This window comes from Pseudomonas sp. KCJK8993 (assembly GCF_046230915.1).
Classification (GTDB): domain Bacteria; phylum Pseudomonadota; class Gammaproteobacteria; order Pseudomonadales; family Pseudomonadaceae; genus Aquipseudomonas; species Aquipseudomonas piscis.
The window spans coordinates 31,891-58,274 of the sequence record NZ_JBJJLO010000024.1 but is presented as its reverse complement, the minus strand read 5'-3'; the positions used below and the strand labels follow the sequence as shown (position 1 = coordinate 58,274).

Genomic DNA, 26,384 nt, shown 5'->3' with positions numbered 1-26,384 from the left:
GATGGCTATCGCGGGCAAGCCTCGCTCCCACAGGGATGCAGGGTTCTTGAAATTGATGAAGCAACGAATCCGCAGGCCGGGCTGACCCCCGATCTGCAATCACTTGAATAGCAGTCGCCGCTACGGCAGGCTTGCACGATTAACGACCCTCGACCGGGAGAGAGACACACAATGGCACTCATCAGCATGCGCCAGATGCTGGACCACGCAGCCGAGTTCGGCTATGGCGTTCCAGCCTTCAACGTCAACAACCTTGAGCAGATGCGCGCCATCATGGAAGCCGCTGACAAGACTGACTCCCCGGTGATCGTCCAGGCTTCCGCCGGTGCCCGCAAATACGCTGGCGCCCCGTTCCTGCGCCACCTGATCCTGGCCGCCATCGAAGAGTTCCCGCACATCCCGGTGTGCATGCACCAGGACCACGGCACCAGCCCCGACGTCTGCCAGCGCTCGATCCAGCTGGGCTTCAGCTCGGTGATGATGGACGGTTCTTTGGGTGAAGACGGCAAGACCCCGACCGACTACGAGTACAACGTCCGCGTGACCCAGCAGACCGTGGCCATGGCCCACGCCTGTGGCGTATCGGTAGAGGGCGAGCTGGGCTGCCTGGGTTCCCTGGAAACCGGCATGGCCGGTGAAGAAGACGGTATTGGCGCCGAAGGCGTGCTGGACCACAGCCAGATGCTGACCGATCCGGAAGAAGCCGCCGACTTCGTCAAGAAGACCCAGGTCGACGCCCTGGCCATCGCCATCGGTACCAGCCACGGTGCCTACAAATTCACCAAGCCGCCTACCGGCGACGTGCTGGCCATCGACCGCATCAAGGAAATCCACAAGCGCATCCCCAACACCCACCTGGTGATGCACGGTTCTTCCTCGGTCCCGCAAGAGTGGCTGGCGATCATCAACCAGTACGGTGGCGACATCAAGGAAACCTACGGCGTGCCGGTCGAGGAGATCGTCGAAGGCATCAAGCACGGCGTGCGCAAGGTCAACATCGACACCGACCTGCGCCTGGCGTCCACCGGTGCCATGCGCCGCCTGATGGCCACCAACCCGAGCGAGTTCGACCCACGCAAGTTCTTCGGCGCCACCGTGACTGCCATGCGCGACGTGTGCATCGCTCGCTACGAAGCCTTCGGCACCGCCGGGAATGCCTCGAAGATCAAGCCGATCTCACTGGAAGGCATGTTCCAGCGCTACCTCAAGGGTGAGCTGAACGCCTAGGTCAACTAAGCCTCGGTCGTCTACGAAAAAGCCCGCAGCGATGCGGGCTTTTTCATGCCTGTGTGCCGGCTCAGCGCTTGTTGTGGTCGATGTCCAGCTTGGAGAAGGTCACCTTGCCACCTTCGCTGGTGTAGCCGCTGTTGTCCTGCACATAGACCCCCGCCTTGAAGTACAGCGGTTTGTCACGCCAGGCGGCGCCCAGCTGGGTATCCCAGCGATAGCCGGCGGCGCTGATGCCCAGGACGCCGCCCGGGCTCAGGTGGATCAGGTAGGAGAACCGCCGGTCCATGGGCACGTTCTCGGCGATGTCGATGACCCGGGAGCGGGTGTCGTCAGGGCGCATGCGCACCTTGGCCACGATGTTGCCGCGGCCCTGACTGGCCTTGTACTGGTATTCCAGCTTCACCAGCGGCCGGGTGCTGTTGTACGCATGGATCTGGCCGATGACGATCTTGCCCGAGGAGGGCACCTGGTTCACCGCCAGGGTGGCTTGAAGCAGGTTGTCGGCTTCGGGGTAGGTCCAGTTGCGCAGGGTGCCGTTGGCATAGGTCTCGCGCAGCTCGGTGCGTGGATAGATGGCGTTCTCGGTCTTCGAGCCGGTGACTGGCGACCAGAAGAACAAGGTGCCGGAATCGGCATGGAAGTACTGGTTCTTGAAGCCCTTGACCAAGGTCGGAGTATCGATGGTGGCCGGCGGGCTGCCGACGGGAACGCTGAGGTTCCAGGTTGCCAGGTCGATCATGGGACGGTTCCGCAAAAGTGTACCGGGCGCAGCTGGGCGAAGGCTCCAGGCCGCGCTTCTCGGGCGTTTTTTTAGCCTTCGCAAGGATGTTCCGGCAAGCGCCGTACGGCGGAAAAATGACGCCAGTGAAATCTCCAGGTGCCATATTCATGAATTGCAATGCGGCAGAACTGTGACCGTTAGTCGGGAGCAGGGGCCATTGGCGGAGTGATGGCTCCACGACAGCTTCTGCTTTTGAATATCCGGGGCTAGAGTGAAACCTCAGTCTTTGTCAGGTTTTTTTCACCAGTTCAGTCTCATTACAGACAAGAGAAGCAGCATGGAATGCGTGCAACCGGAGACCGCCGAGGGCCACTCCACTCTTCTGATCGTCGATGACTACCCCGAGAACCTCCTGAGCATGCGCGCGCTGTTGCAGCGCCAGGATTGGCGGGTAATGACCGCCGCCTCGGGTGTCGAGGCCCTCAGTCTGTTACTGGAGCATGAGGTGGATCTGGTCCTGCTCGACGTGCAGATGCCGGGCATGGATGGTTTCGAAGTGGCCCGCCTGATGCGCGGTAGCCAGCGCACACGCCTGACGCCGATCATCTTTCTCACCGCCAACGAGCAATCCCAGGATGCCGTGATCAAGGGCTATGCCAATGGCGCGGTGGACTACCTGTTCAAGCCCTTCGACCCGCAGATTCTCAAACCCAAGGTCCAGGCGTTGCTGGAGCACCAGCGCAACCGTCGGGCCTTGCAGCATCTGAGTCATGACCTGGAACAGGCCCGGGCCTTCAACGCCTCGGTACTGGACAATGCCGCCGAGGGCATCCTGGTGGTGGACGAGGAGGGGCGGATACGCTTCGCCAATCCCGCGGTGTCGCGGTTGCTCAATGCCCAGGCGAAGGAGCTGGAGGGCTCGGCCTTTCTCGACTATCTGCAAAAACCCCATGTCCCGGACTGGCATGTGTCCGAGTTGTACGCCAGTTATCGTCGGGGCGAGATCTTCCGCCTGCATGATGCCCTGCTGCGCACCGCTCCCGGCCAGCAGATCAGCGTGGCGTTGTCCTGCGCCCCGCTGCCGAGCGAGCAGAAGGCCATGGTGGTGACCCTGCTGGACATGTCCGAGGTACGGCACCTGCACCAGCAGCTGGAATACCAGGCCGTCACCGACCCCTTGACCGGACTGCTCAATCGCCGAGGTTTCTACCAGACAGTGGAGAGCATCCTGTTGCGCAGCGACCGCCCGGGAAAGTCCCTGGTCCTGCTGTACCTGGACCTGGACGGCTTCAAGCGGGTCAACGACTCTCTCGGGCATGACGCCGGCGACCGGATACTGCGCTGGGTCTCGGAACAGCTGAAGGAGGGCCTGCACTCGTTCGACATCATCGGGCGCATGGGGGGCGACGAGTTCACCGCCTTGCTGGAGCTGGGATTTCCCGAACAGGCGGCGAAAGTCGCCGAGCGCTTGATCGAACGCCTGTCCATCACCCAGCAGATCGATGGCATGGACGTGGTCCTGGGGGCCAGCATCGGCATCGCCATCTACCCCGACTGCGGTTCCAACCTGGATGGCCTGCTGCGGGCCGCGGACATCGCCATGTACGAAGCCAAGCGTGCCGGCCGCCAGCAATATCGCTACTACGACCACGAGATGAATGGGCGCGCGCGGTCCCGGCTGATGCTCGAGGAAAGCGTGCGCAGTGCGGTGGAACGCAAGGAATTCACCATGGTCTACCAGCCCCAGGTGGCCATCGCCGATGGTCGCCTGCGTGGTTTCGAAGCCCTGCTGCGCTGGCGCCATCCCAGTGTCGGCGATGTACCGCCGGGGCTGTTCCTGCCGCTGCTGGAAGAGGCGCGGCTGATCAGTCTCCTGGGCAGTTGGATCTACCAGCAGGGCGCTGCGCAGCGCAAGGATTGGGAGCAGGTGTTCAGCCCCGACCTGGTACTGAGCGTCAGTCTCAGCGCGACCCAGTTCAGCATGCCCAATCTTTCGGCCGAGCTGCGCCAGGTGCTGCTGCGCAACGGCTTGCAACCGCGCCAGCTGGAGGTCGAGGTCACCGAAGCGGCGCTGACCCAGAACCTGGCAGAGACCCGCAAGCAGTTGCAGCAATTGCACCAGCTGGGCGTGCGCGTGGCCCTCGACGATTTCGGCTCGGGTAGCTGCTGCCTGGCCTTCTTGCGTGACCTGCCACTGGATACCCTCAAGCTCGACCGACACCTGATCGCCCGGTTGCTGACCTCACCACGGGACGCTGCGATCGCCCGCTGCGTGATCGACCTGTGCAAGCAATTCGGGTTGCTGGTGATCGCCGAAGGCGTGGAGACCCTCGAGCAATACCATTGGCTCAAGGACAACGGTTGCGAATACGTCCAGGGTTTCCTGGTGGCGCGACCCTTGACCTCCGGCAGCGCCAGCCAGTTCGTCCAGCCCTTCGACTGGAGCGCGCTGCAGGCCTGAATTCGCTAAACTGGCGACCCTAGCTCCAGGTGTCGCCGTTGCCCATGATCGTCTTGAAGTACCTCCAGGCCTATCCAGTCGCCCTGCAAGAGCAGGTGCGCCAGCTGATCGACGAAGATCGCCTGGGCGAGTATCTGGAGCGGCGCTATCCCCACAAGCACGGCGTACAGAGTGACAAGGCCCTGTACAGCTATGCCCTGGAGCTGAAGCAGGAATACCTGCGCAACGCGCCGGCCATCGACAAGGTGCTGTTCGACAACCGCCTGGACCTGACCCATCGCGCCCTGGGCCTGCACACCACGGTGTCGCGGGTGCAGGGGGGCAAGCTCAAGGCCAAGAAAGAAATCCGCATCGCCTCGCTGTTCAAGGAGGCGGCGCCCGAGTTCCTGCGCATGATCGTGGTCCACGAGTTGGCGCACTTCAAGGAATCGGACCACAACAAGGCGTTCTACAAGCTCTGCGAGCACATGCTGCCGGGCTATCACCAGCTGGAGTTCGACCTGCGGGTCTACCTCACCTGGCGCGACCTGCAGCCGAAGGCGGGCGCAATGGGCTAACAAGGAGTGGGCGATGGATGTAAGCAAGACCAAGAGCAGTTTCTACCGCCGCTTGTACGTGGCGTACCTGATCGACAGCGGCCAGGCCAACAGCGTGCCAGCGCTGACCGAACTCACGGGCATGCCCCGGCGCACCGCCCAGGACACCATCGCCGCCCTGGCCGACCTGGACATCGTTTGCCAGTTCCAGCAGCAGGACGGCGCCCGCAACCATGCCGGGCATTACCGGATCCACAGCTGGGGGGCCATCGACAAGGCCTGGATCGAACCCCACCTGGGCCAGATCAAGGCCGTGCTGGGTTATCCCTGAGTCTCAGCTGCGGCGCATGCCGATGTGCGGAATGTCGTCTTCCAGGTATTCCTCGCCCACCACGCTGAACCCATAGCGGCCGTAGTAAGCCTGCAAGTGGGCCTGGGCCGAGAGGTAGATCGGCGTTTCGGGCCAGTGCCGCTGCGCCTGTTTCAGGGCCTGTTCCATCAGCGTATGCCCCAGGCCCTTGCCGCGAGCCTGCTCGGCGATCACCACGCGGCCGATCACCACGTCGCCGCCCTGGGAAATGGGGTCCAGCAGGCGCAGGTAGGCCACCAGGCGGTCGCCGTCCCAGGCCATCAGGTGGCAGGTGTCACCTTCCAGGTCACGACCGTCGACCTCCTGATAGGGGCATTTCTGTTCCACGACGAAGACTTCGGTGCGTAGCTGTAAAATGGCGTAGAGCTGTTCCTTGCCCAGATCGGTGTGGTGTTTGCAGACCCATTCGACGGTCATTTCTTTATCCTGTGAAAAGAGCTGCGCGAAATACTAAGCACATCGCCAGAGGATGTCTTGCTGGCAGATGTATGGAGTTTGTTTCTGTGAGATGGGTCAAAATGCCATTACTCCGTTCACTGGCTTTTCCCTTCTTTGTGTAATCTGTTTTGCAAGTCCTGTGCATTGGCTGCGATGAGCTAAGGTTAGGACCTGGGTGGTCGCTGCATCGGCCCTCGAGTGTAGGCTGGAACGCGCTGGGCACTGTGCCCGCTAAGGATCTTCAAGCATGCTGCGATTGCATCGGGCTCTGGCTTTGATCGGATTGCTGTTGCTGGGCCAGGGCGCTTCTGCGGAGAAGCTGCGACTGGTCGCTGATGCCTGGCCCCCGTTTACCGACGCGACCCTGGTCAACGGCGGCGTGGCCACCGATATCGTCAGTACCGCTTTGGCCCGCGCCGGCTACGCCAGTGAATTCGAGCAAGTGCCCTGGGCCCGGGCCCTGTTGGGAATCGGCGAGGGGCGCTACGACGTGCTGGTCAACGCCTGGTACAACGATGAACGCACCCGGCTGGGGCAGTTCTCCGCCGAGTACCTGGTCAACCGTATCCGCTTCCTCAAGCGCAAGGACGCGCCCCTGGAGTACCACAACCTCAAGCAGTTGCATGAGCACCCGATTGCCGTGGTGCGCGGCTACGCCTATTCCTCTGAATTCGACAGCGACTCGGACTTGCAGAAGGTGCCGGTGCACAACTTCGCCATGGCCGTGCGCATGCTGGCGGCGGACCGGGTCAAGCTGACCCTGGAGGATGAATACGTCGCCCGCTACTACCTGGCCCGGGAGTCGCCCCGGGTGCGCAATGCGGTGGAGTTCCTGCCCAAGCCCTTGAGCGAGAACAGCCTGCATATCCTGGTGAGCCTGAAGAACCCCGAACATGCGCAGATCATCGCCAGGTTCGATCGCGAGATCGCCGCCATGAAGGCCGATGGCAGCTACGCCCGGTTGTTGCGCCAGCACGGCATGTAGAGGGGGCAGCGGCAAGCGTCGAGTGCCAGGCCAGGCTGTGGGTGCTCCTCAGGCTTGCGGCTGTGCTGTCCCTTTGATCAGGTGGGCCGCCAGGGTCCGCAACGGACCCAGCTGGCGGCAGATCAATCCCAGCTGGGTCTGCACCAGGCGCTGCTCTTCATCGATGTCGTCCGGCATCTGTTCCAGCTCGTTGGCCAGGGCTTCCTCGGCGTCGCTCTGGATGGCGATCGGGGTCCTGCTGGCCAGGCCCTGGGCGATCTCGTCGATACTGGCCGCCAGGCTGCTGCCGACACCGCCGATCAGCTGTTCGCGCACCTCTTCCGGCAGTTGGGTGCCACGGTGCGCGCCCAGGCCCGAGAGGTAGCTGAGCAGGGTGTGGGACAGCACCAGGAAGCGGAAGCCCACATCCGCTTCCTTACGAAAGTGCCCCGGTTCCATGAGCATGTTGGCCAGGGTGGTGGACAGCGCCGCGTCGGCGTTGTGGGCGTTGCGCCGAGCCAGGCGGTAGGCCAGGTCGTCGCTCTTGCCGGCGGCGTACTGCTGCATGATCTGGCGCAGGTAGATGCTGTTGCACGCCAGGGTGTTGGCCAGCACCTGGTTCAGGCGCCGGCCCTGCCAGTCCGGCAGGAACAGGAACACCGCGAGCCCGGCGATCAGGCTGCCCAGCAGGGTATCGAACAACCGTGGCAGGAACAGCCCGTAGCCGTCGCCCACCTGGTTGAAGCAGAACAGCACCATCAAGGTGATGGCGGCGGTGGCCAGGGTGTAGCGGGTGGCGCGGTTGGCGAAGAACACCACGCCGGCGGCAATGGCGAACAGCGACTGCACCAGCGGATTGGGGAACAGGTCGAACAGCGCCCAGGCGATGGTCAGGCCGATGGCCGTGCCGATGATTCGCTGGCCCAGCTTGCGCCGGGTAGCGCCGTAGTTGGGCTGGCAGACGAACAGCGTGGTGAGGATGATCCAGTAGCCCTGGGACGGGTGGATCAGGTGCACCATGCCGTAGCCGATACTCAGCGCCAGGGGCAGGCGCAGGGCATGGCGGAACAACAGCGAAGTGGGTGTCAGCTGGGTGCGCAGGCGGGTCCAGACGTCCTTGAGGTTGCGCGGCGAGCGATCCAGCAGGCTGCTGTCGGTGGCATCGGCCAGTGCGTCGGGGTTGCTGGCATCGCTGAGCAGCCGGTCGAGGGTGCCGAGGTTGGCGGCCAGGGCCCGCAGCGAGCGCAAGAGCCCGCGCCAGGCCGGGTTGCTCTGGATGCGCAGGTGTTCCAGCGAGGCTTGCAGGTCGCTCAGGGCTTCGGCGAACCCGGAGTCGTAGACGAACGGCTGGCGCATCTGGATCGACTCCGCCAGGGCCCGGCAGGCCTTGCCCTGCTGGCGCAGCAGGCGCTGGCAGCGGAACAGCACGTCGCTGTGGAAGAAGGCGTCGGCCAGGGCGTTGTAGGGATAGTGCGAGGAACTGGCGCGTTCGTGGATGTCCTGGGCCAGGAAGTACAGCTTCAGGTAACGACTGACCTTCGACCCCGGGCGACCGTTGCCGACCCGGTGCAGGATGATTTCCTTGGCGCTGTTGAGGGCGGCTACCACCTTGCCGTTTTGTCGGGCAAGTTCCAGGCGCCGGGCCTCCACGTCCAGCTGGCGGATCGGTTCGAACAACGAGGCCTTGAGCTTGAGGTAATAGCCCAGCTCGCGAAACAGCCGTGCCAGGCTCTGCTGCACCGGCTGGTTGGAGAACATCGCCTGCCACAGCACCGAGAGCAGGCCGTACCAGGCGGCGCCGGCCACCAGCAGCAGCGGCTCGTGCCAGAAGTCGAGCATTGCGCCGCCGCGCTGGTCGACGCCGATCATGGTGTAGACCGAGAGGATCAGGGTCGCCGAGGCGATGGCGCCATAGCGTTCTCCCAGGGCGCCGAGCATGGTCAGGCCGAAGCTGGCCAGGGCCAGGGCGATGGCGAAGATCCAGGGGTAGGGGAACAGCAACTCCACCGACAGCGCGGCGATGCTGAAGCACACCAGCGTCACCGCCAGGGCGTTGAGGCGGCCTTGCCAGCTGTCGTCGGTTTCCGCCAGGGCGCTGGCGATGACGCCGAGGAATAGCGGGATCAGCAGGCTCATCTCGTCCCGGTACCAGCACAGCGCCATGCTGCCGGTCAGGGCGATGAATACCCGCACGCTGTAGCTGAATTTATCCAGCGCCCAGAGGCGGCGCAGGGACTGGCGAAAAGAAGTCGATGGCATGGATTGGGAGGAGCCTTCCGGGCGATGCCGCTAAATTGAGCCAGTATTGACGACGGCGCAATGCCGCCGTCACATCCGCCAGCAAATTCTGTTCCCGACGATGTGGCTCCGCACCTGCCGGCGCCCTGCGCCGGCTCAGGCATCAGACGTACTGCGCCGCCGCGTAGCCCGAGGCCCAGGCCCACTGGAAGTTGAAACCGCCCAGGTGGCCGCTGACGTCCAGCACTTCGCCAATGAAATACAGCCCCGGGCTCTTCAGCGATTCCATGGTCTTGGATGAGACTTCGCGGGTGTCGACCCCGCCCAGGGTCACTTCGGCGGTGCGGTAGCCCTCGGTGCCCGCCGGCACCAGCTGCCAGTTGCCGAGCTTGTCGGCGACCTCCGCCAGCTCGCCGGGGGTGTACTGCTTCATCGGCTTTGAGATGAACCAGTGGTCGGCCAGCAGGCCAGCCATCTTCTTGGTGAAGATCTCCCCCAGCAGGGTCTTGAGCTCGCTGTTGGGGCGCTCGGCCTGTTGCTGGTGCAGCCAGCCCAGGGCGTCGTGCTCGGGCAGCAGGTTGATCTGGACGCTGTCGCCAGGCTGCCAGTACGAGGAAATCTGCAGGATCGCCGGGCCGCTGAGGCCACGGTGGGTGAACAGGATGTTCTCGCGAAAGCTCTGGCCGTTGCAGCTCACCAGGCAGTCCACCGAGGTTCCGGACAGTTCGCTGCACAGCTCCTTGAGCTGGTCGGTGATGGTGAAGGGCACCAGCCCGGCGCGGGTCGGCAGCAGCTCATGGCCGAACTGCCTGGCCACCTGGTAGCCGAAGCCGGTGGCGCCCAGGGTCGGGATCGACAGGCCGCCGGTGGCGATCACCAGGGACTGGCACCGCACCTGGCCCAGGGTGGTCTGCAGCAGGTAGCCCGACTCCAGTTTCTCGATCTGCTGGATCGAGGTGTCCAGGCGCAGCTCGACCCCGACCTGTTCGCATTCGGCCAGGAGCATGGCGAGGATATCGCTGGACTTGTTGTCGCAAAACAGCTGGCCGAGCTTCTTCTCGTGGTAGGGCACGCCATGCTTGGCCACCAGGCCGATGAAATCCCACTGGGTGTAGCGGGCCAGGGCCGACTTGCAGAAGTGTGGGTTCTGCGACAGGAAGTTGGCCGGCTCGGTGTACATGTTGGTGAAGTTGCAGCGTCCGCCACCGGACATCAGGATCTTCTTCCCGGCCTTGTTGGCATGGTCCAGCAACAGCACCTGGCGCCCACGGCCGGCGGCGGTCAGGGCGCACATCAAGCCGGCGGCGCCGGCGCCGATGATCACGACTTCGGTAGAGCGCAAAACGGTGTCCTCGAGAGTGCAGGCAAATAAACCTGTAGCCGCTGCCGAAGGCTGCGACAAGCCCGCAGGGGCTTCACGGCCTCAAGAGCGGCGCCTCCTTCGGAGAGGTTCGCAGCCTACGGCAGCGGCTACAGATCGAACGGGGTGGGTTACAGAATCCGTACGCGCAGCGAACGGCCCTTGATCTTGCCGCTGTTGAGGCGTTGCAGGGCCTGCTTGGCGATGCCACGCTCCACGGCCACGTAGGCCTGGAAGTCGAAGATCGCGATCTTGCCGACCTGGGCGCCGGGGATGCCGGCCTCGCCGGTCAGGGCGCCGAGGATATCGCCCGGCCGCACCTTGTCCTTGCGCCCGGCCGCGATGCACAGGGTGCTCATGGCCGGCAGCAGCGGGCCGCCGCCGCGGTTCTTCAGGCTATCGATCTGCTCCCAGTTCAACGGGGCCTTCTGCAGTTCCTCGATGGCCTGGGCGCGGTGGGCCTCGGACGGCGACACCAGGCTGACGGCCAGGCCTTTCTCGCCGGCGCGACCGGTACGGCCAACACGGTGGATATGGATTTCCGCGTCCCGGGCCAGCTCGACGTTGATCACCATGTCCAGGGCGTCGATATCCAGGCCCCGGGCGGCGACGTCGGTGGCCACCAGCACCGAGATGCTGCGGTTGGCGAACATCGCCAGCACCTGGTCGCGATCGCGCTGCTCCAGGTCACCGTGCAGGCCAGCGGCGGACATGCCCTTGGCGGTCAGGTGGTCGACGGTTTCCTGCACCTGCTGCTTGGTGAAGCAGAAGGCCACGCAAGACTGCGGGCGGAAATGGTCGAGTACCTTGACCACTGCGTCGATGCGATCCTGCGGGGCGATTTCGTAGAAGTGCTGCTCGATCTGGCTGTCGCTGTGCAGCGCCTCGACCTTGACCTGCTGCGGGTCGCGCATGAACTTGGCCGCCAACTGCTTGATCCCCGCCGGGTAGGTGGCGGAGAACAGCAGGGTCTGCCGGCGTGCCGGGGTCTGGCCGATGATGGCCTCGATCGCATCATGAAAGCCCATGTCGAGCATGCGGTCGGCTTCGTCGAGTACCAGGGTGTTGAGGCCGTCGAGTTTCAGCGTGCCCTTGTCCAGGTGCTGGGAAATGCGCCCCGGGGTGCCGACGATGATGTGGGCGCCATGCTCCAGCGAAGCGATCTGCGGGCCGAAGGGCACGCCGCCGCACAGGCTCAGGATCTTGATGTTGTCCTCGGCGCGGGCCAGGCGGCGCAGCTCCTTGGCGACCTGGTCGGCCAGCTCGCGGGTCGGGCACATCACCAGGGCCTGGCAGCCGAAGTAGCGCGGGTTGATCGGGTTGAGCAGGCCGATGCCGAAGGCCGCGGTCTTGCCGCTGCCGGTCTTGGCCTGGGCGATCAGGTCCAGGCCCTTGAGGATCACCGGCAAGCTTTGCGCCTGGATCGGCGTCATCTGGGCATACCCGAGGGAGTCGAGGTTGGCCAGCATGGCGGCGGACAGGGGCAAGGTATTAAAAGCGGTGGCGATGGTGGTCACGGGACGGGCCTGCAAAACAAAATGTCGCGCAGTGTATCAGCCCCGCTCCCCCTTCCTGCAATTTCTGGACGAAAAGTAGCCAGGACCTCCCAGGCTCATGTGGTAGGGGGATGGTCAATCAGTGCTCGATATGCTCCTGGACCTTGCGCGTCCTGCGGCCATCGCTGGGCGACAGCTGGAGGAAGATCGCCGCCGCCAGCATGGCCATGAGGCCCACGGTGAGGAAGGTCAGCTGGAAGGCACCGAGCACCGTGTCGCCGCCATCGCTGTCCATGGAGGCGGTGAAGCCGCCCAGCAGCGCCCCGGCGCAGGCCACCCCCAGGCTCAGGGACAGTTGCGCCACCACCGACAACAGGCTGTTGCCACTGCTGGCGGCGGCATCGTCGAGGTCGATCAGGGTCACGGTGTTCATCGCCGTGAACTGCAGCGAGTTGATCGCTCCCAGCACCGCCAGCATGCCCAGCAGCAGCGGGTAGGGCGTCTGCTCGCTGACCAGGCCCATGCTCGCCAGCATCAGGCCCAGGGCCAGGGTGTTGCCGGTGAGCACCAGGCGATAGCCCAGGCGCTCGATCAGTGGTCGGGCAATGGACTTGGCCAGCATCGCCGCAGCCGCCAGGGGCAGCATGCTCATCCCGGCCTGGGACGGCGAGTAGCCCAGGGCCACCTGCAGCAGCAAGGGCACCAGGAACGGCAGGGCGCCGCTGCCCAGGCGGGCGAACAGGTTGCCGAGGATGCCGACGGCGAAGGTCCGCACCTTGAACAGCGACGGGGCGAACAGCGGATCGGCGATATGCCCGGCACGCAACCAGTAGGCCGCCAGGCATGCCAGGCCGGCGAACAGCAGCAACATCACCCGCAAGTGCGGCAGGTGCAGTTCGCCCAGGCCTTCCATGGCGATGGTGATCAGCACCATCGCCGCGCCGAACAGCAGAAAGCCCAGGCCATCGAAGCGGGTGCGCTCGCTGCCGCGCAGGTCGGGGATGAAGCGCCACACCGCGTAGCAGCCGATGGCGCCCACCGGCAGGTTGATCAGGAAGATCCAGTGCCAGGTCAGGTACTGCACCATCCAGCCGCCCATGGTCGGGCCGATCAGCGGACCCAGCAGCCCGGGAATGGTGATGAAGCCCATGATCCGTACCAGTTCCGAACGCGGGTAGGCGCGCAGCACCACCAGCCTTCCCACCGGCAGCATCAGCGCGCCGCCCAGGCCCTGGATCACCCGGGCCGCCACCAGCATGCCCAGGGACTCGGAAAGGGCGCACAGCAGCGAGCCGACACTGAACAGCAAGATCGCGCCGAAGAAGATGTTGCGGGTGCCGAAGCGATCGGCGATCCAGCCCGAGGCCGGGATTAGCAGCGCCACGGTGAGCATGTAGGCGATGACCACGCCCTGCATGCGCAACGGGTCTTCGGCCAGGTCCCTGGCCATGGCCGGCAGCGCGGTATTGAGGATGGTGCCGTCCAGGGACTGCATGAAGAAGGCGATGGCCACTACCCACGGCAGCCAGCGGATAGTAGTGGCATCGAGTGGCGAACGTTCGGGCATGGGACCTCAACAACGACAGAGGTAAGTTGCAAGCTTCAAGTTGCAAGCTTGTGGCTTGCAACTCTAGGCCGATTCTACAAGGTTAGCGTCAGGCGGCTGACCAGTGCCCCGGGCAGATGCATCGACGCGGTCTGGCGCTGGCCGTAGGTGCTGGCCGAGAGCAACAGCTCGCGTTGCTCGGTGAGCGCCTCGAGCTGCGAGCCCAGCAGGCTGTAGACGCTGTCGTCGAAGCGCATGGTGCTCACCGGCGCCTGGATCTCGCCGTTTTCCACCCAGAAGGTGGCGAAGCGGGTCATGCCGGTCAGGCGCGCCGCAGGCAGGTCCGAGTAGTTCAGGTACCACAGGTTGCTGATGTACAGCCCAGTGCCCAATTGCCTGAGGATGTCCTGCTGGGCCAACTGGCCGGCGGCCATGTCCAGGGCGCTGGGGTATTCGCCGCTGCCGGCGCCGTTGGCGGTCAGGCCATATTCGGCGGCGCTGCGCGAGTTGATCAGGCGCGCCTCGGCGGCGCCACCGGCGATCAGCGCCAGGTCGCTGCGCGGGTAGCCTTCGTCGGAAAACGCCGGGCTCAGGGAGCCGCTGACCTGCTCGCGCACCGAGACCAGCGGGCTCAGGTTCGCATCACCGGCATAGAGTTTCTGCAGAGCGCTGTGCTTGCTGGCGATGGACTGGGCCGAGAACCCGCCCCAGGCCAGCATGCCCATGATCTCCTCCAGGGCCGCGGGGGCCAGGTAGGCGCGGTATTGGCCGGGGGCCAGGGTACGCAACGGCCGGCCGAGGAACTCCAGTTGCCGGCGGGCCTGGTCGAAGCGCTGGGCGAAGGCGTCGCTGTTCCAGGCGTGTCCGGCGTAGCTGGCCTTCACCGCCTCGCCATTGGCGTGGAACAGGCTGAAGTCGAAGTTGAAGCTGTTGGCCTGGTGCCAGCCGAAGGCCCCGCTGGAGCTGGCGAAACCACGGCTGATGGGACCAGCGGCATAGATGCCGACCAGATCCAGGCCTGCGGCGGCGCGACCGATTTCCTCCACCACCTGCTCGCTGCCTGGCAGCGGATGGCTTTGCTCATGCTGGGACTGCCAGTGGGTGTGGTTGAGCATCAGGTAAGGGTCGGCCGGCAGCAGCGGCAGGGTTTCACGCAGTTGTTGCAGGCCCTCGGCCAGGCGCTGGCGGTCCACCTCGGGATCGTTGGCCAGGGTGATGTCGAGGTCGGCGTGGCGGCCATCGTCGATCAGCTTGAAGGTCAGGCTGGCCTGCTGCACCTGCCCGGCCTGGCGTACCTTGGCATGGTTGAAGCGGATGAACTCCGAGGCTTCGGCAGCGTAGCTCAGGGTGAATTGTTCCGACCCGCGGATCTCGTCCTTGAGCCATTGCACCAGCGTCTTGAACGGCTGGGCCTGATTGGTCGCGCTGGTCATCAGGCATCTCCTCCGAATACGTCGATCTTGCTGAATACACAGGCTGGCGAGGCGTGGCCCACGCGGATCACCTGGTTGGGTTCGCCCTTGCCGCAGTTGGGCGTGCCCAGGACCTGGAAGGTGCCACGGTTGCCGACGGCGCTGAGGTTGCGCCAGAACTGCGCGGAAATGCCCCGGTAGTTGGGGTTCTTCACCACGCCCTTGAGTTCGCCGTTCTCGATCAACTGGCCCCATTCGCAGCCGAACTGGAACTTGTTGCGCGCGTCGTCGATGGACCAGGAGCGGTTGGTGGACATCAGGATGCCGTGCTCGATCCCGCCGATCAGCTGTTCCAGGGACTGCTCGCCAGGCTCGATGTTGAGGTTGGCCATGCGGTCGATGGGCGCGCGGTTCCAGCTGCTGGCGCGGCTGTTGGCAACGCCGTCCAGGCCGCTGCGGTACTGCGACAGGGCGCCGCCCAGGGGGCGTACCAGCAACCCTTCGCGGATCAGGAACTGCTTGCTGGCGGCGGTGCCTTCGTCGTCATGGCCATAGCTGGCCAGCTCCTCGGGGATGTCCGGGTCGAAGGTCACGTTGAGCAGCCGCGAGCCGTATTGCAGGTGGCCGAAGTCCGCCTGCTTGACGAAGCTGGTGCCGGCGTAGTTGCGCTCATCGCCAAGGATGCGGTCCAGCTCCAGGGGATGGCCGATGGACTCGTGGATCTGCAGCATCATCTGGTCCGGCATCAGCAGCAGGTCCCGCGGGCCTTGGGGCGTGTTGGGAGCCAGCAGCAGTTGCAGGGCCTGCTCGGCGATCCGGGGGGCGGCCCCCAGCAGGCCGCAGCGGCTGATCACGTCGCCGGCGCCCTGCTGGCCGAAATTCTCCCGGCCCAGGCTGCGGGTCTGGCTGTCGTTGCCGTCGTAGGCGGTGACGTCCAGGCCCGGGTAGACGAAGCGCTGGGCCTGGCGCAACTCGGCCCCGGCGCTGTTGAGGTAGATCTGCTCGACCTGGGTCACGCCGATGCCTACCTGCCAGTTCACCAGGCGCTCGTCCTTGGGCACCGAGGCCGATTCGTCGCCCAGCAGCTGGTAGCAATCGCTCAGGGACGGGAAGGGCTGCTCGAGATTGGGCGAGAAGTAATCGGCACGGTGGCTGGAGACCGGTTGTTCGCGCAGGTCCAGCAGGGCGTGGGCGGCGATCACCCGGGCTTGCCGTTCGGCGCGGTCCAGGGCCGCCTGCAGGCCGCCTGGCGACAGGTCGTTGGTGGCGGCATAGGCCTCCACGCCGGCGACTCGCACGGTCAGCATCGCGCCTTCGTCGCGGCCCAGCCTGGGCGGCTCGGCGACATTCTTGCGCACCGACAGGTATCGGTCGGATTCGCGCACGTAGCGCAGGGAAAAGAACTCGGCGCCCGTGCGCAAGGCAGCGAAGCGCTGCTTGAGCTGGGGGTGAAAGTCGAACATGAATGACCTCCTTGTGAAGAGCAGGGGCTTGCGGGTCTTATCGACGGCGGGCCGGCTCCTACAGGTATAGGTCGCGCAGGGCTCGGGATAAAGTCCGTGGAGCGCAGGGGATGCAGCGGATGGGCAGACTGTAGCCGTTGCCCGCGGCTGCGATCAAGGACGCGGTGGGTGCAATGGAAAGGGGGGGAAGAAGGCGGGGAAATCCAAGGGAATGGCGCCGGCCATTGCGGCCGGCGCCCATCATGCTTACTGCGCGTTCGCGGCTACGTCGCGTACCGGCTTGCCACGTACCGGGGCATCGCCGGCCACGTAGTAGGCAGCCTTGCTGCGCGGCAGCGGCTGGCGGCCACGGATCTTGTCGGCGATTTTCTCGGCCATCATGATCGTCGGCGCGTTGAGGTTGCCGGTGGTGATGATCGGCATGATCGAGGCATCCACCACACGCAGGCCCTGCATGCCGTGCACGCGACCCTGGCCATCGACCACGGCCATGTCGTCGGTGCCCATCTTGCACGAGCAGGATGGGTGGAACGCGGTCTCGGCGTGCTCGCGGATGAATTTGTCCAGCTGTTCATCGGTCTGCACTTCGATGCCCGGGCTGATCTCGCGGCCGCGGTAGGCGTCCAGTGCCGGCTGCTGCATGATTTCCCGGGTCAGGCGGATGCCATCGCGGAATTCCTGCCAGTCCTGCTCGGTGGCCATGTAGTTGAACAGGATGCTCGGGTGCTGGCGCGGGTCTTTGGACTTGACCTGGATCCGGCCGCGGCTTGGCGAACGCATGGAGCCCATGTGGGCCTGGAAGCCGTGTTCCTGCACACCGTTGGAGCCGTTGTAGTTAATGGCTACCGGCAGGAAGTGGTACTGGATGTTCGGCCATTCGAACTCTTCGCGAGTACGGATGAAACCACCGGCTTCGAACTGGTTGCTGGCGCCGATGCCGGTGCCCTTGAACAGCCACTGCGCACCGATGGCCGGCTGGTTCCACCACAGCAGCGATGGGTACAGCGAGACTGGCTGGGTGCACGCGTATTGCAGGTACAGCTCCAGGTGGTCCTGCAGGTTTTCGCCGACGCCCGGCAGGTCGTGGACCACCGGGATGTCCAGGCTTTCCAGCAGGGCGCGCGGGCCGACGCCGGAGCGTTGCAGCAGCTGTGGCGAAGCGATGGCGCCGGAACTGATGATGACTTCCTTGCGTGCACGGGCTTCCACGCGCTCCTCGGTGCTGCCTTGCAGGTAGCTCACGCCTACGGCGCGCTTGCCTTCGAACAGGACCTTGTCGGTCAGGGCGTGGGTGACGATGGTCAGGGTGGAGCGCTTCTTGGCTACGTCCAGGTAACCGCGGGCGGTGCTGGAGCGACGGCCTTCGGGAGTCACGGTGCGGTCCATCGGACCGAAGCCTTCCTGCTGGTAGCCGTTGAGGTCTTCTGTGCGTGGATAACCGGCTTGTACACCGGCCTCGACCATGGCGTGGAACAGCGGGTTGTTGCCAGCCTTGGGCGTGGTCACCCGTACCGGGCCTTCGCCACCGTGGTAGTCGTTAGGGCCGATGTCGCGGGTTTCGGCCTTGCGAAAGTACGGCAGGCAGTCCAGGTAGCTCCAGTCTTCCAGGCCCGGCAGCTTGGCCCAGCCGTCGTAGTCCATGGCGTTGCCGCGGATGTAGCACATGCCGTTGATCAGCGAGGAACCGCCCAGGCCCTTGCCACGGCCACATTCCATGCGGCGGCCGTTCATGTGTGGCTCTGGATCGGTCTCATAGGCCCAATTGTAGCGGCGGCCTTGCAGGGGGAACGCCAGGGCCGCAGGCATCTGGGTACGGAAGTCGAAACGATAGTCCGGGCCGCCGGCTTCCAGCAGCAGGACGGTGACGCCTTCGTCTTCGGTCAGACGGGTCGCCAGGGTGTTACCGGCAGAGCCGGCACCAACGATGATGTAGTCGAATTCTTGGGACATTGGAGCCTCCGTGGAGAGCTGCAAGCCTCAAGCTTCAAGCTGCAAGAGAAGGCAGCGAAGCGGGCTTGGCATTGAATGAGGGGCAGGCGGCAAGCCGTGCTAATGCCTTGGCTTGCCGCTGATAGCTAGCTACTTGCCGCTGCTCAGAATACTGAGCTGTAGTCGCCCAGCTCGACCTGCACCGACTTGATGCGGGTGAAGTTGTTCAGCGAGCTGATGCCGTTCTCGCGGCCCACGCCCGACTGCTTGTAGCCGCCGACTGGCATCTTGGCGTCGGACTCGCCCCAGGCGTTGATCCAGCAGATACCGGCTTCGAGCTGGTGGATGATGCGGTGGGCGCGGTTCAGGTCGCGGGTGACGATACCGGCGGCCAGGCCGAAGTCGGTGTCGTTGGCACGGCGGATCACTTCTTCTTCGGTCTCGTAGGTGAGGATGCTCATCACTGGGCCGAAGATTTCTTCACGGACGATGGTCATGTCGTCGGTGCAGTCGGTGAACACGGTCGGAGCGACGAAGGCGCCCTTGGCGAATTCGCCGTCGGTCAGGCGCTCGCCGCCGCACAGTACGCGGGCACCTTCTTCCTTGCCCTTGGCGATGTAGCCCAGCACGTTCTCCATGTGGGCGAAGCTCACCAGCGGACCGAAGTTGGTGTTCTCGTTTTCCGGGTTGCCCACGCGGATGCGGGCAACGCGCTCGACGATCTTGGCTTCGAAGGCGGCCTTCAGGTGGCTGGGTACGAACACGCGGGTGCCGTTGGTGCAAACCTGGCCGGAGCTGTAGAAGTTGGCCATCATCGCGGTGTCGGCGGCGCGATCCAGGTCGGCGTCGTCGCAGATGATCAGCGGCGACTTGCCGCCCAGTTCCATGGTCACTTCCTTGAGCGAGGAGCTCGAAGCGCTGGCCATGACCTTCTTGCCGGTGTCGGTGCCGCCGGTGAAGGAGACTTTCTCGATGCGCGGGTGCTCGGTCAGCCAGGTGCCGACTTCACGACCGCTGCCGGTCAGGACGTTGAACACGCCAGCCGGTACGCCAGCCTCGGTGTAGATCTCGGCCAGTTTCAGGGTGGTCAGCGAAGTCACTTCGCTCGGCTTGAAGATCATCGCGTTGCCAGCGGCCAGGGCCGGTGCGGATTTCCACAGGGCGATCTGGATCGGATAGTTCCAGGCACCGATGCCGGCGACCACGCCCAGTGGCTCGCGGCGGGTGTAGACGAAGGAAGTGTCGCGCAGCGGGATCTGCTCGCCTTCGATGGCCGGTACCAGGCCTGCGTAGTATTCCAGCACGTCGGCGCCGGTGACGATGTCGACGTACTTGGTCTCGGAGTAGGCCTTGCCGGTATCCAGGGTTTCCAGGGCGGCCAGCTCGTCGTTGCGCTCACGCAGGATGTCCACGGCGCGACGCAGGATGCGCGAACGCTCCATGGCGGTCATGGCGGCCCAGATCTTCTGGCCTTTTTCGGCGCTGACCACGGCGCGTTCCACGTCTTCCTTGGTCGCACGTTGCACTTGTGCGAGAACTTCACCGTTGGCCGGGTTGATGGCATCGAAGGTGGCGTCGCTGCCGGCATCGGTGTAGCCGCCGTCGATGTAGAGTTTTTGCAGTTCAAAACGGGCCATAGTGTCCTCGCAAGTGCATTGAGTTATGGGCTTGGCCACCGGGCGTGTCCTTGGATTCGGGCACGCTGACCAGTGGCATGCAGAGGCCGAGCGTCTTGGTTGTGCTCTAGCGCTCCTGCTTAGCCAGTTGTAGATCCATGTATTCGTAAGCAATCCGTATCGCCTGGTCGGTGTCGAATGCATCACCCGACAGGGCGCCACGCAGCCACAAGCCGTCGATCAAGGCCGCCAGGCCGCGGGCTGCCTTGCGCGCATGGTAGAGCGGCAGGGCGCGGCGGAACTGGCAACACAGGTTGGAATACAAGCGGTGGTCGTTGATCCGCTGCAACCTGTGCAAATCGGGCTGGTGCATGCTGGAAGCCCAGAAGGCCAACCAGGTTTTCATTGCCGGGCCGTTCACCTGGCTGGCATCGAAGTTGCCCTCGATGATCACCTTCAGATGAGCGCGCGGGCTGTCGTCCGTCAGGGCCAGGCGACGTGCTCTGACGCCTTCGTTGAGCATGCTCATGATGTAACCCATCGTCGCTGCGATCAGGCCGTTCTTGTCCCGAAAGTAGTGACTGATGATGCCGTTCGACACTCCGGCCAAACGGGCGATCAGCGCAATGCTGGCGTCCCCCATCCCGACCTGGTCGACCGCTTGCAGCGTGGCTTCGATCAACTGCTGGCGGCGTATGGGTTGCATACCGACCTTGGGCATCTGCTACCTCTCCTTAGGCCCGCCGGCAGACGCATGACGGCTGTCGGCTTGCGGGCCAGTCTATTTTGTTTTGATTGAACGTTCAATCAACAAAGAATAAGATCTGCGACAAATCGTCGCTGCCTACGGATTCTTCCCGCATGTGGATGGCGGAAAACGACCTCCGAAAAAGACCGCACCCCAGGGATGGCATGGCGTGAACCGGTAAGGACGGACGTGTTGAATGGGCAAGACGCTTCAGGCCTGACGCCGAACCAGGGGTTCGAGTCGAGGTCGGGGATGCTGGTTCGCAACGCAGCCGCCGTGGGTCCGGGCTTTTTTCGGGGTGTCTTTATATCACCCGACGATCGGCTGCCAACTAACCGATTGGTCGGGTGCCGTGTTGCCTTGTGTCCTTCTCTCGCACTGCCTGGAGCATCTGTGCAATGAGTTCTGCCTCTCTTATAAAGACCCCGCCGGAAAAGGTGCGGGTCAACGGTTGGGTGTTCTATACCTCGACCGCGCTGATCCTGTTGTTGACTGCCATCCTGATCATCGCCCCGCAAGAGGCCGGCAAGATGCTGGACATTGCCCAGGCCTGGTTGTCCCGCAGTTTCGGCTGGTACTACATGCTGGTGATCGCCGCCTACCTGGTGTTCGTGGTGGGCCTGGCGTTTTCTTCCTACGGCAAGCTCAAGCTGGGGGCCAAGCAAGATACCCCGGACTTCAGCTATGGCGCCTGGGCCGGGATGCTGTTCTCGTCCGGCATCGGCATCTCGCTGCTGTACTTCGGTGCGTCCGAGCCCCTGGACCACTACTTCAACCCGCCCGAAGGCGTGCCGGCCAGCAACCAGGCCGCGCGCCAGGCGCTGCAACTGACATTCCTGCACTGGGGCCTGCACGGCTGGGCGATCTATGCCCTGGTGGGCCTGGCGGTGGCGTACTTCGCCTACCGGCATAACCAGCCGCTGGCCCTGCGGTCGGCGCTGTACCCATTGGTCGGCGAGCGCTGGGTCAAGGGCGCGGCCGGCCACGCGGTGGACGGTTTCGGCATGTTCGTGACCCTGCTGGGCCTGGTGACCAACCTGGGCATCGGCTCGATGCAGGTATCGTCCGGCCTGGAAAACCTGTTCGGCATGGAGCACAGCAACACCAACCTGTTGATCGTGATCATCGTCATGAGCACGGTGGCCACCATCGCCGCGGTATCCGGGGTGGAGAACGGCATTCGCCGCCTGTCCAACCTGAACATCGTCCTGTTCAGTGGCTTGCTGATCTTCGTCCTGCTGTTCGGTCCGACCCTGCACCTGCTCAACGGCTTCGTGCAGAACATCGGCGACTACCTCAACGGCGTGGTGCTCAAGACATTCGACCTCTATGTGTATGAAGGCGACAGTGCCAAGTCCGATCGCTGGCTGGGCCTGTGGACCCTGTTCTACTGGGCCTGGTGGATTTCCTGGGCACCTTTTGTCGGCATGTTCATCGCTCGTATTTCCCGTGGTCGTACCGTGCGCGAGCTGGTGGCTGGCGTACTGCTGATCCCGCTGGGCTTCACCCTGGCCTGGCTGTCGATCTTCGGCAACTCGGCCCTGGACCTGGTGCTCAACCAGGGCGCGGTGGAACTGGGCAAGACCGCCCTGGAACAGCCGTCCATGGCGATCTACCAGCTGCTTGAGCATTACCCGGCGTCGAAGATCGTCATCGGTGTGTCGATCTTCGTGGGCTTCGTGCTGTTCCTGACCCCGGCCGACTCCGGCGCGGTGATGATGGCCAACCTGTCCTGCAAGGGCGGTAACGTCGACGAAGACGCCCCGCACTGGCTGCGGATCTTCTGGTCGGTCGTGATCACCCTGGTGACCGTCGGCCTGCTGTTCGCCGGTAACTTCCAGGCCATGCAGACCATGGTGGTACTGGCTGGCCTGCCGTTCTCGGTGGTGCTGGTGTGCTTCATGTTCGGCCTGTACAAGGCCATGGCCCAGGACACCCGGGTCGAGCAGGAACAAGCGGAGCTGGCGGCCCGCGGCCGTCGCGGTTTCAGCGAGCGCCTGACCCAGCTGGACCTGCAGCCGACCCAGGCAGTGGTCCAGCGCTTCATGGACAAGCACGTGACCCCGGCCCTGGAAGAAGCCGCGACCCAGTTGCGCAACCAGGGGCTGGATGTGCAGACCCTGCTGGGCAAGTCCAAGCGCTGCATGGGTGTGCGGATCGAGATGGAAGAGGGCAACCCCTTCGTCTATGAAGTGAGCCTGGACGGTTACCTGGCGGCGCCGAGCGAGTCGGCCGATGCGCCGGAGGCGCGTGCACGCTACTACCGTGCCGAGGTGTACCTGCACAACGGCAGCCAGGAATACGACTTGATGGGCTTCACCCAGGATCAGATCACCCGTGACGTGCTCGATCAGTTCGAAAGCCATCGGCAACTCCTGGGCCGGGTCTATAGCTAAGTCCTGAAGTAGACGCGGGCCCGGGTTCACCGGGTACCGCGTCGCCTGCATCGCGGGCAAGCCTGGCTCCTACGCAGGAGCAGGGCTTGCCCGCGAAGCGATGTGTGGCTTACCGCCACATCCGCTCCTGCAACAGGTGCAATTCGCACCCTCTATTCCCGCTCAAACGACAACGCCGCGACCCAGGTCGCGGCGTTGTCGTTTCCGTGCATCAGCCCAGGTTCTTGCCGAGCAGCGCGTGGTAGAGCTCGCTGTCGCCAAGGATCCCCACCACCTTGTGGTTATCGTGGAGCACCAGCTTGTTGCCGGTCTGGTAGCGGATCTGCAGGGCCTCGCGCATGCCGATATTGGAATCCACCAGGGTCGGGCGCCGGCCCAGCTCTTCCACCGACTGCCCCGGCACCCAGTTCTGCAGGTCCAGCTGCGAGCCGTTGCGCCGGGCGCCCTTGATGGTGTTGCCCTCGGCCAGGTCCAGCCAGGAGTCGCCGCCGGGGTCCAGGCACACCGAGCCGTTGACCCGCTTGCAGTTGTCCAGGGTGCGCATCAGGCTGCGCCCGCACAGCACGTTCAACGGGTTGGTATGGGCGACGAAGGTGCGCACGTAGTCGTCCGCCGGGTTGAGCACGATCTCTTCGGGCTTGCTGTACTGGATGATCCGCCCGTCCTTCATGATGGCGATGCGGCTGCCCAGTTTCAGGGCTTCGTCCAGGTCGTGGCTGACGAACACGATGGTCTTGCTCAGCTTGCGCTGCAGCTCCAGCAGCTCGTCCTGCAGGCCCTGGCGGATCAGCGGGTCGAGGGCCGAGAAGGGCTCGTCCATCAGCAGGATGTCGGCGTCCATGGCCAGGGCGCGGGCCAGGCCCACGCGTTGCTGCATGCCACCGGACAGCTCGTCGGGCTTCTTGTTGCGCCACTGGGTCAGGCCCACCAGCTCCAGCTTCTCGTCCACCAGCTTGCGCCGCTCCTTCTCGGGACGGCCCTGCATCTCCAGGCCGAAGCTGATGTTCTCGCGCACCGTCAGCCAGGGCATCAGGGCAAACTTCTGGAACACCATGGCGATGCGCTTGGTGCGCATCATCTTCAGCTCCGCCGGGGTGCAGTGGGCGATATCGATGTGCTTGCCTTCGTGCTCGACGAACAGCTTGCCGCGGCTCACGGTATTGAGGCCGTTGATGCAGCGCAGCAGGCTCGACTTGCCCGAGCCGGACAGGCCCATCAGCACGCAGATCTCGCCCTTGTTGATATCCAGGTTGGCCTTTTCCACGCCGACCACCAGGCCGGTCTGCTTGAGGATCTGCTCGCGGGTCTGGCCCTTGTCCAGCAGTGCCAGGGCCTCGCGCGGCTTGTTGGAGAAGATGACGTCGACGTCTTCGAAACGAATGATGCTCATGCCTCACCCCTTGCCGGCAGTTCCGGCTGCTTGCAGATACGGTCGAGCATGATGGCCAGCAACACGATCGCCAGGCCCGCTTCGAAGCCCAGAGAGATATCGGCGGTGTTCAGTGCATTGACCACGGGTTTGCCCAGGCCGTCGGCGCCCACCAGGGCCGCGATCACCACCATCGACAACGACAGCATGATGCACTGGGTCACGCCGGCGGCGATGCTCGGCATCGCGTGGGGCAGTTCGATACGGGTCAGCAACTGGCGCCGCGAGCAGCCAAAGGCCTTGCCGGCGTCCATCAGTTCCTGCGGCACGTCGCAGATGCCCAGGTAGGTCAGGCGGATCGGTGCGGCGATGGCGAACACCACGGTGGAAATCAGTCCCGGGACCACGCCCAGGCCGAACAGGGTCAGGGTCGGGATCAGGTAGACGAAGGTCGGCACGGTCTGCATCAGGTCGAGTACCGGGCGCATGGCGGTGTAGAACATCGGCTTGTGTGCGGCGAGGATGCCCAGCGGCACGCCGATGACCACGCAGACCAGGGTGGCGAAGGTCACCTGGGCCAGGGTCTCCATGGTTTCCTGCCAGTACCCCAGGTTGAGGATCAGCAGGAAGGACAGCACGACGAATACGGTCAGGCCCCATTTGCGCTGGATCATGTGCGCCAGCAGGGCGATCAGGCCGATCAGGGCCAGGGGGGTGAACCAGGTCAGCGCGAAGGTCACGCCGTGAATCATGGCCTCAAGGGTAGTGGCGATCGCATCGAAGATGCTGGCGCCGTGTTTCGTCAGCCATTCGACGAAGGCCGCGATGTACTGGCCCAAGGGGATTTTCTGATCAGTGAGCATGGTAATGAACGTCCGCATGCAATGGAAAAACAGCCCGGGCGGGCGAACCCGCCCGGCGTCAGCGACTTACTGGGCAAGCTTGGCTTTGACGGCCTCCAGTCCTGGTTTGCCATCGATGGTGGTCACGCCGGCGAGCCAGGTGTCGAGTACTTCGGGGTTTTTCTTGAGCCAGGCCTTGGCGGCCGCGTCAGGCTTCATCTTGTCGTCCAGCACGTTGCCCATCAGGGTGCTTTCCATGTTCAGGGTGAACGACAGGTTCTTCAGCAGTTGCCCGACGTTGCTGCACTCCTGGACGTAGCCCTTGCGGGTGTTGGTGTAGATGGTCGCCTGGCCGAAGTTGGGACCGAAGAACTCGTCGCCACCGGTCAGGTACTTCATCTTGAAGCGGGTGTTCATCGGATGCGGTTCCCAGCCCAGGAACACCACCGCGGTGTCGCGGCGCTGGGCGCGTTCGACCTGGCTCAACATGCCCGCCTCGCTGGATTCGACCACCTTGAAGCCGGCGTCCTTCAGGCCGAAGGCGTTCTTGTCGATCATGCTCTGGATGGTGCGGTTGCCGTCGTTGCCCGGCTCGATGCCGTAGATCTTGCCGTCCAGCTCGGTCTTGAACTTGGCGATATCGGCGAAGTCCTTGAGGCCCTTGTCATACAGCGCCTGGGGCACCGCCAGGGTGTACTTGGCGTTCTCCAGGTTGGCGCGCACGGTCTCCACGGTGCCGGCATCGCGATACTGCTTGATGTCGTTTTCCATGGTCGGCATCCAGTTGCCGAGGAACACGTCCATGTTCTTGCCGTCGGCCAGAGACTTGTAGGTCACCGGCACGGAGATCATCGTGGTCTTGGTCTTGTAGCCCAGGGCGTTGAGCACGACGCTGGTGGTGGCGGTGGTCACGGTGATATCGGTCCAGCCGACATCGGAGAAGTTCACGGTACTGCATTGCGCCGGTTCTGCGGCCTGTGCCAGGTACGGCAGACTCAGCATGGCGGCCAGCAACAACGAGGGGGAACCTTTCATAGAGGGGGGACTCCTGGATGTTCTTCTTGGCGGCGTTCGGACCGCGCTTATTGAGTATGGCGGTTGGTGTGTCGGGAACAGCTCTACCACCGTGCCTTGCAATCGAGTCGAGACTGATCATGTACCAGTGAAAATCTGTCGCCTACCGGGTGCGTCGTATCCAGTACAGGGAGGGTCGCATCCAGTGTCGGTGAGGTCGCATCCAGCGTTTTTG

At 64.1% G+C, this 26,384-nt stretch carries 20 protein-coding genes; 6 read left to right on the top strand and 14 right to left on the bottom strand.

Going from position 1 to position 26,384, the window contains the following annotated elements; all coding sequences use genetic code 11:
• Nucleotides 1–171 precede the first annotated feature (171 nt).
• On the top strand, nucleotides 172–1,227 hold the full coding sequence (fba, locus tag ACK6AU_RS10725; protein WP_409299241.1) for a class II fructose-bisphosphate aldolase: 1,056 nt from the start codon (nucleotides 172–174) through the stop codon (nucleotides 1,225–1,227).
• Between the two features lie 70 nt (nucleotides 1,228–1,297).
• Here fba and ACK6AU_RS10720 read toward each other — a convergent pair whose 3' ends face one another.
• Nucleotides 1,298–1,969, bottom strand: a complete 672-nt coding sequence (locus ACK6AU_RS10720; RefSeq protein WP_185697103.1) for a polysaccharide lyase family 7 protein — start codon at nucleotides 1,967–1,969, stop codon at nucleotides 1,298–1,300.
• A 319-nt stretch (nucleotides 1,970–2,288) separates the two neighbouring features.
• Between ACK6AU_RS10720 and ACK6AU_RS10715 the strand changes: the two genes are divergently transcribed.
• The 3 genes from ACK6AU_RS10715 to ACK6AU_RS10705 are packed head-to-tail and all read left to right on the top strand — an operon-like array spanning nucleotide 2,289 to nucleotide 5,279.
• Nucleotides 2,289–4,412 carry a bifunctional diguanylate cyclase/phosphodiesterase gene (locus ACK6AU_RS10715; RefSeq protein WP_185697104.1) on the top strand — a complete coding sequence of 708 codons (2,124 nt, stop codon included), beginning with the start codon at nucleotides 2,289–2,291 and terminating at the stop codon, nucleotides 4,410–4,412.
• Nucleotides 4,413–4,456: 44 nt separating this feature from the next.
• Nucleotides 4,457–4,969, top strand: a complete 513-nt coding sequence (locus tag ACK6AU_RS10710) for a M48 family metallopeptidase (protein ID WP_185697105.1) — start codon at nucleotides 4,457–4,459, stop codon at nucleotides 4,967–4,969.
• A 13-nt stretch (nucleotides 4,970–4,982) separates the two neighbouring features.
• Nucleotides 4,983–5,279: a helix-turn-helix domain-containing protein gene (locus ACK6AU_RS10705; protein ID WP_185697106.1), complete on the top strand. Its 297-nt coding sequence runs from the start codon at nucleotides 4,983–4,985 to the stop codon at nucleotides 5,277–5,279.
• A 3-nt stretch (nucleotides 5,280–5,282) separates the two neighbouring features.
• Here ACK6AU_RS10705 and ACK6AU_RS10700 read toward each other — a convergent pair whose 3' ends face one another.
• Nucleotides 5,283–5,735 carry a GNAT family N-acetyltransferase gene (locus ACK6AU_RS10700; protein WP_185697107.1) on the bottom strand — a complete coding sequence of 151 codons (453 nt, stop codon included), beginning with the start codon at nucleotides 5,733–5,735 and terminating at the stop codon, nucleotides 5,283–5,285.
• A 268-nt stretch (nucleotides 5,736–6,003) separates the two neighbouring features.
• On the opposite strand from ACK6AU_RS10700, the gene ACK6AU_RS10695 reads away from it, so the two are divergent.
• Nucleotides 6,004–6,741: a substrate-binding periplasmic protein gene (locus ACK6AU_RS10695; protein WP_409299237.1), complete on the top strand. Its 738-nt coding sequence runs from the start codon at nucleotides 6,004–6,006 to the stop codon at nucleotides 6,739–6,741.
• Nucleotides 6,742–6,789: 48 nt separating this feature from the next.
• On the opposite strand, the gene yccS is transcribed toward ACK6AU_RS10695, so the two are convergent.
• From yccS to betI, 9 genes are all read right to left on the bottom strand, one after another.
• Nucleotides 6,790–8,979, bottom strand: coding sequence for a YccS family putative transporter (yccS, locus tag ACK6AU_RS10690; protein WP_409299235.1), 2,190 nt, complete (start codon nucleotides 8,977–8,979; stop codon nucleotides 6,790–6,792).
• A 142-nt stretch (nucleotides 8,980–9,121) separates the two neighbouring features.
• Nucleotides 9,122–10,300 (bottom strand): NAD(P)/FAD-dependent oxidoreductase, encoded by a 1,179-nt coding sequence (locus tag ACK6AU_RS10685; RefSeq protein ID WP_185697110.1) that lies wholly within the window; start codon nucleotides 10,298–10,300, stop codon nucleotides 9,122–9,124.
• Nucleotides 10,301–10,449: 149 nt separating this feature from the next.
• Complete coding sequence (gene dbpA / locus ACK6AU_RS10680; RefSeq protein ID WP_409299233.1) at nucleotides 10,450–11,835, bottom strand: ATP-dependent RNA helicase DbpA; 1,386 nt, start codon at nucleotides 11,833–11,835, stop codon at nucleotides 10,450–10,452.
• A 118-nt stretch (nucleotides 11,836–11,953) separates the two neighbouring features.
• Nucleotides 11,954–13,381 (bottom strand): multidrug transporter subunit MdtD, encoded by a 1,428-nt coding sequence (mdtD, locus tag ACK6AU_RS10675; RefSeq protein WP_409299231.1) that lies wholly within the window; start codon nucleotides 13,379–13,381, stop codon nucleotides 11,954–11,956.
• Between the two features lie 74 nt (nucleotides 13,382–13,455).
• On the bottom strand, nucleotides 13,456–14,793 hold the full coding sequence (locus ACK6AU_RS10670; RefSeq protein ID WP_185697113.1) for a TldD/PmbA family protein: 1,338 nt from the start codon (nucleotides 14,791–14,793) through the stop codon (nucleotides 13,456–13,458).
• Complete coding sequence (locus tag ACK6AU_RS10665) at nucleotides 14,793–16,235, bottom strand: TldD/PmbA family protein (protein ID WP_185697114.1); 1,443 nt, start codon at nucleotides 16,233–16,235, stop codon at nucleotides 14,793–14,795. Before ACK6AU_RS10665 ends, ACK6AU_RS10670 begins: the two co-directional genes overlap by 1 nt.
• 246 nt (nucleotides 16,236–16,481) lie before the next feature.
• Entirely contained in the window at nucleotides 16,482–18,185 is a 1,704-nt protein-coding gene (gene betA, locus ACK6AU_RS10660) for a choline dehydrogenase (protein ID WP_185697115.1), read from the bottom strand.
• A gap of 143 nt (nucleotides 18,186–18,328) precedes the next feature.
• Nucleotides 18,329–19,801, bottom strand: coding sequence for a betaine-aldehyde dehydrogenase (gene betB, locus ACK6AU_RS10655; RefSeq protein ID WP_409299228.1), 1,473 nt, complete (start codon nucleotides 19,799–19,801; stop codon nucleotides 18,329–18,331).
• 106 nt (nucleotides 19,802–19,907) lie between these two features.
• On the bottom strand, nucleotides 19,908–20,501 hold the full coding sequence (gene betI, locus ACK6AU_RS10650; RefSeq protein ID WP_185697116.1) for a transcriptional regulator BetI: 594 nt from the start codon (nucleotides 20,499–20,501) through the stop codon (nucleotides 19,908–19,910).
• Between the two features lie 425 nt (nucleotides 20,502–20,926).
• Here betI and betT point away from each other — a divergent pair, with 425 nt between their 5' ends.
• Nucleotides 20,927–22,924 carry a choline BCCT transporter BetT gene (gene betT / locus ACK6AU_RS10645; RefSeq protein WP_185697117.1) on the top strand — a complete coding sequence of 666 codons (1,998 nt, stop codon included), beginning with the start codon at nucleotides 20,927–20,929 and terminating at the stop codon, nucleotides 22,922–22,924.
• A gap of 211 nt (nucleotides 22,925–23,135) precedes the next feature.
• Here the strand turns inward: betT and choV are convergent, their stop codons facing one another.
• The 3 genes from choV to ACK6AU_RS10630 form a co-directional block, all read right to left on the bottom strand.
• Nucleotides 23,136–24,314 (bottom strand): choline ABC transporter ATP-binding protein, encoded by a 1,179-nt coding sequence (gene choV / locus ACK6AU_RS10640; protein ID WP_185697118.1) that lies wholly within the window; start codon nucleotides 24,312–24,314, stop codon nucleotides 23,136–23,138.
• Nucleotides 24,311–25,156 carry a choline ABC transporter permease subunit gene (choW, locus tag ACK6AU_RS10635; RefSeq protein ID WP_409299225.1) on the bottom strand — a complete coding sequence of 282 codons (846 nt, stop codon included), beginning with the start codon at nucleotides 25,154–25,156 and terminating at the stop codon, nucleotides 24,311–24,313. The genes choV and choW overlap by 4 nt, the downstream gene beginning before the upstream one ends.
• Nucleotides 25,157–25,222: 66 nt before the next feature.
• Nucleotides 25,223–26,170, bottom strand: coding sequence for a choline ABC transporter substrate-binding protein (locus ACK6AU_RS10630; protein ID WP_185697120.1), 948 nt, complete (start codon nucleotides 26,168–26,170; stop codon nucleotides 25,223–25,225).
• Nucleotides 26,171–26,384: the final 214 nt, after the last annotated feature.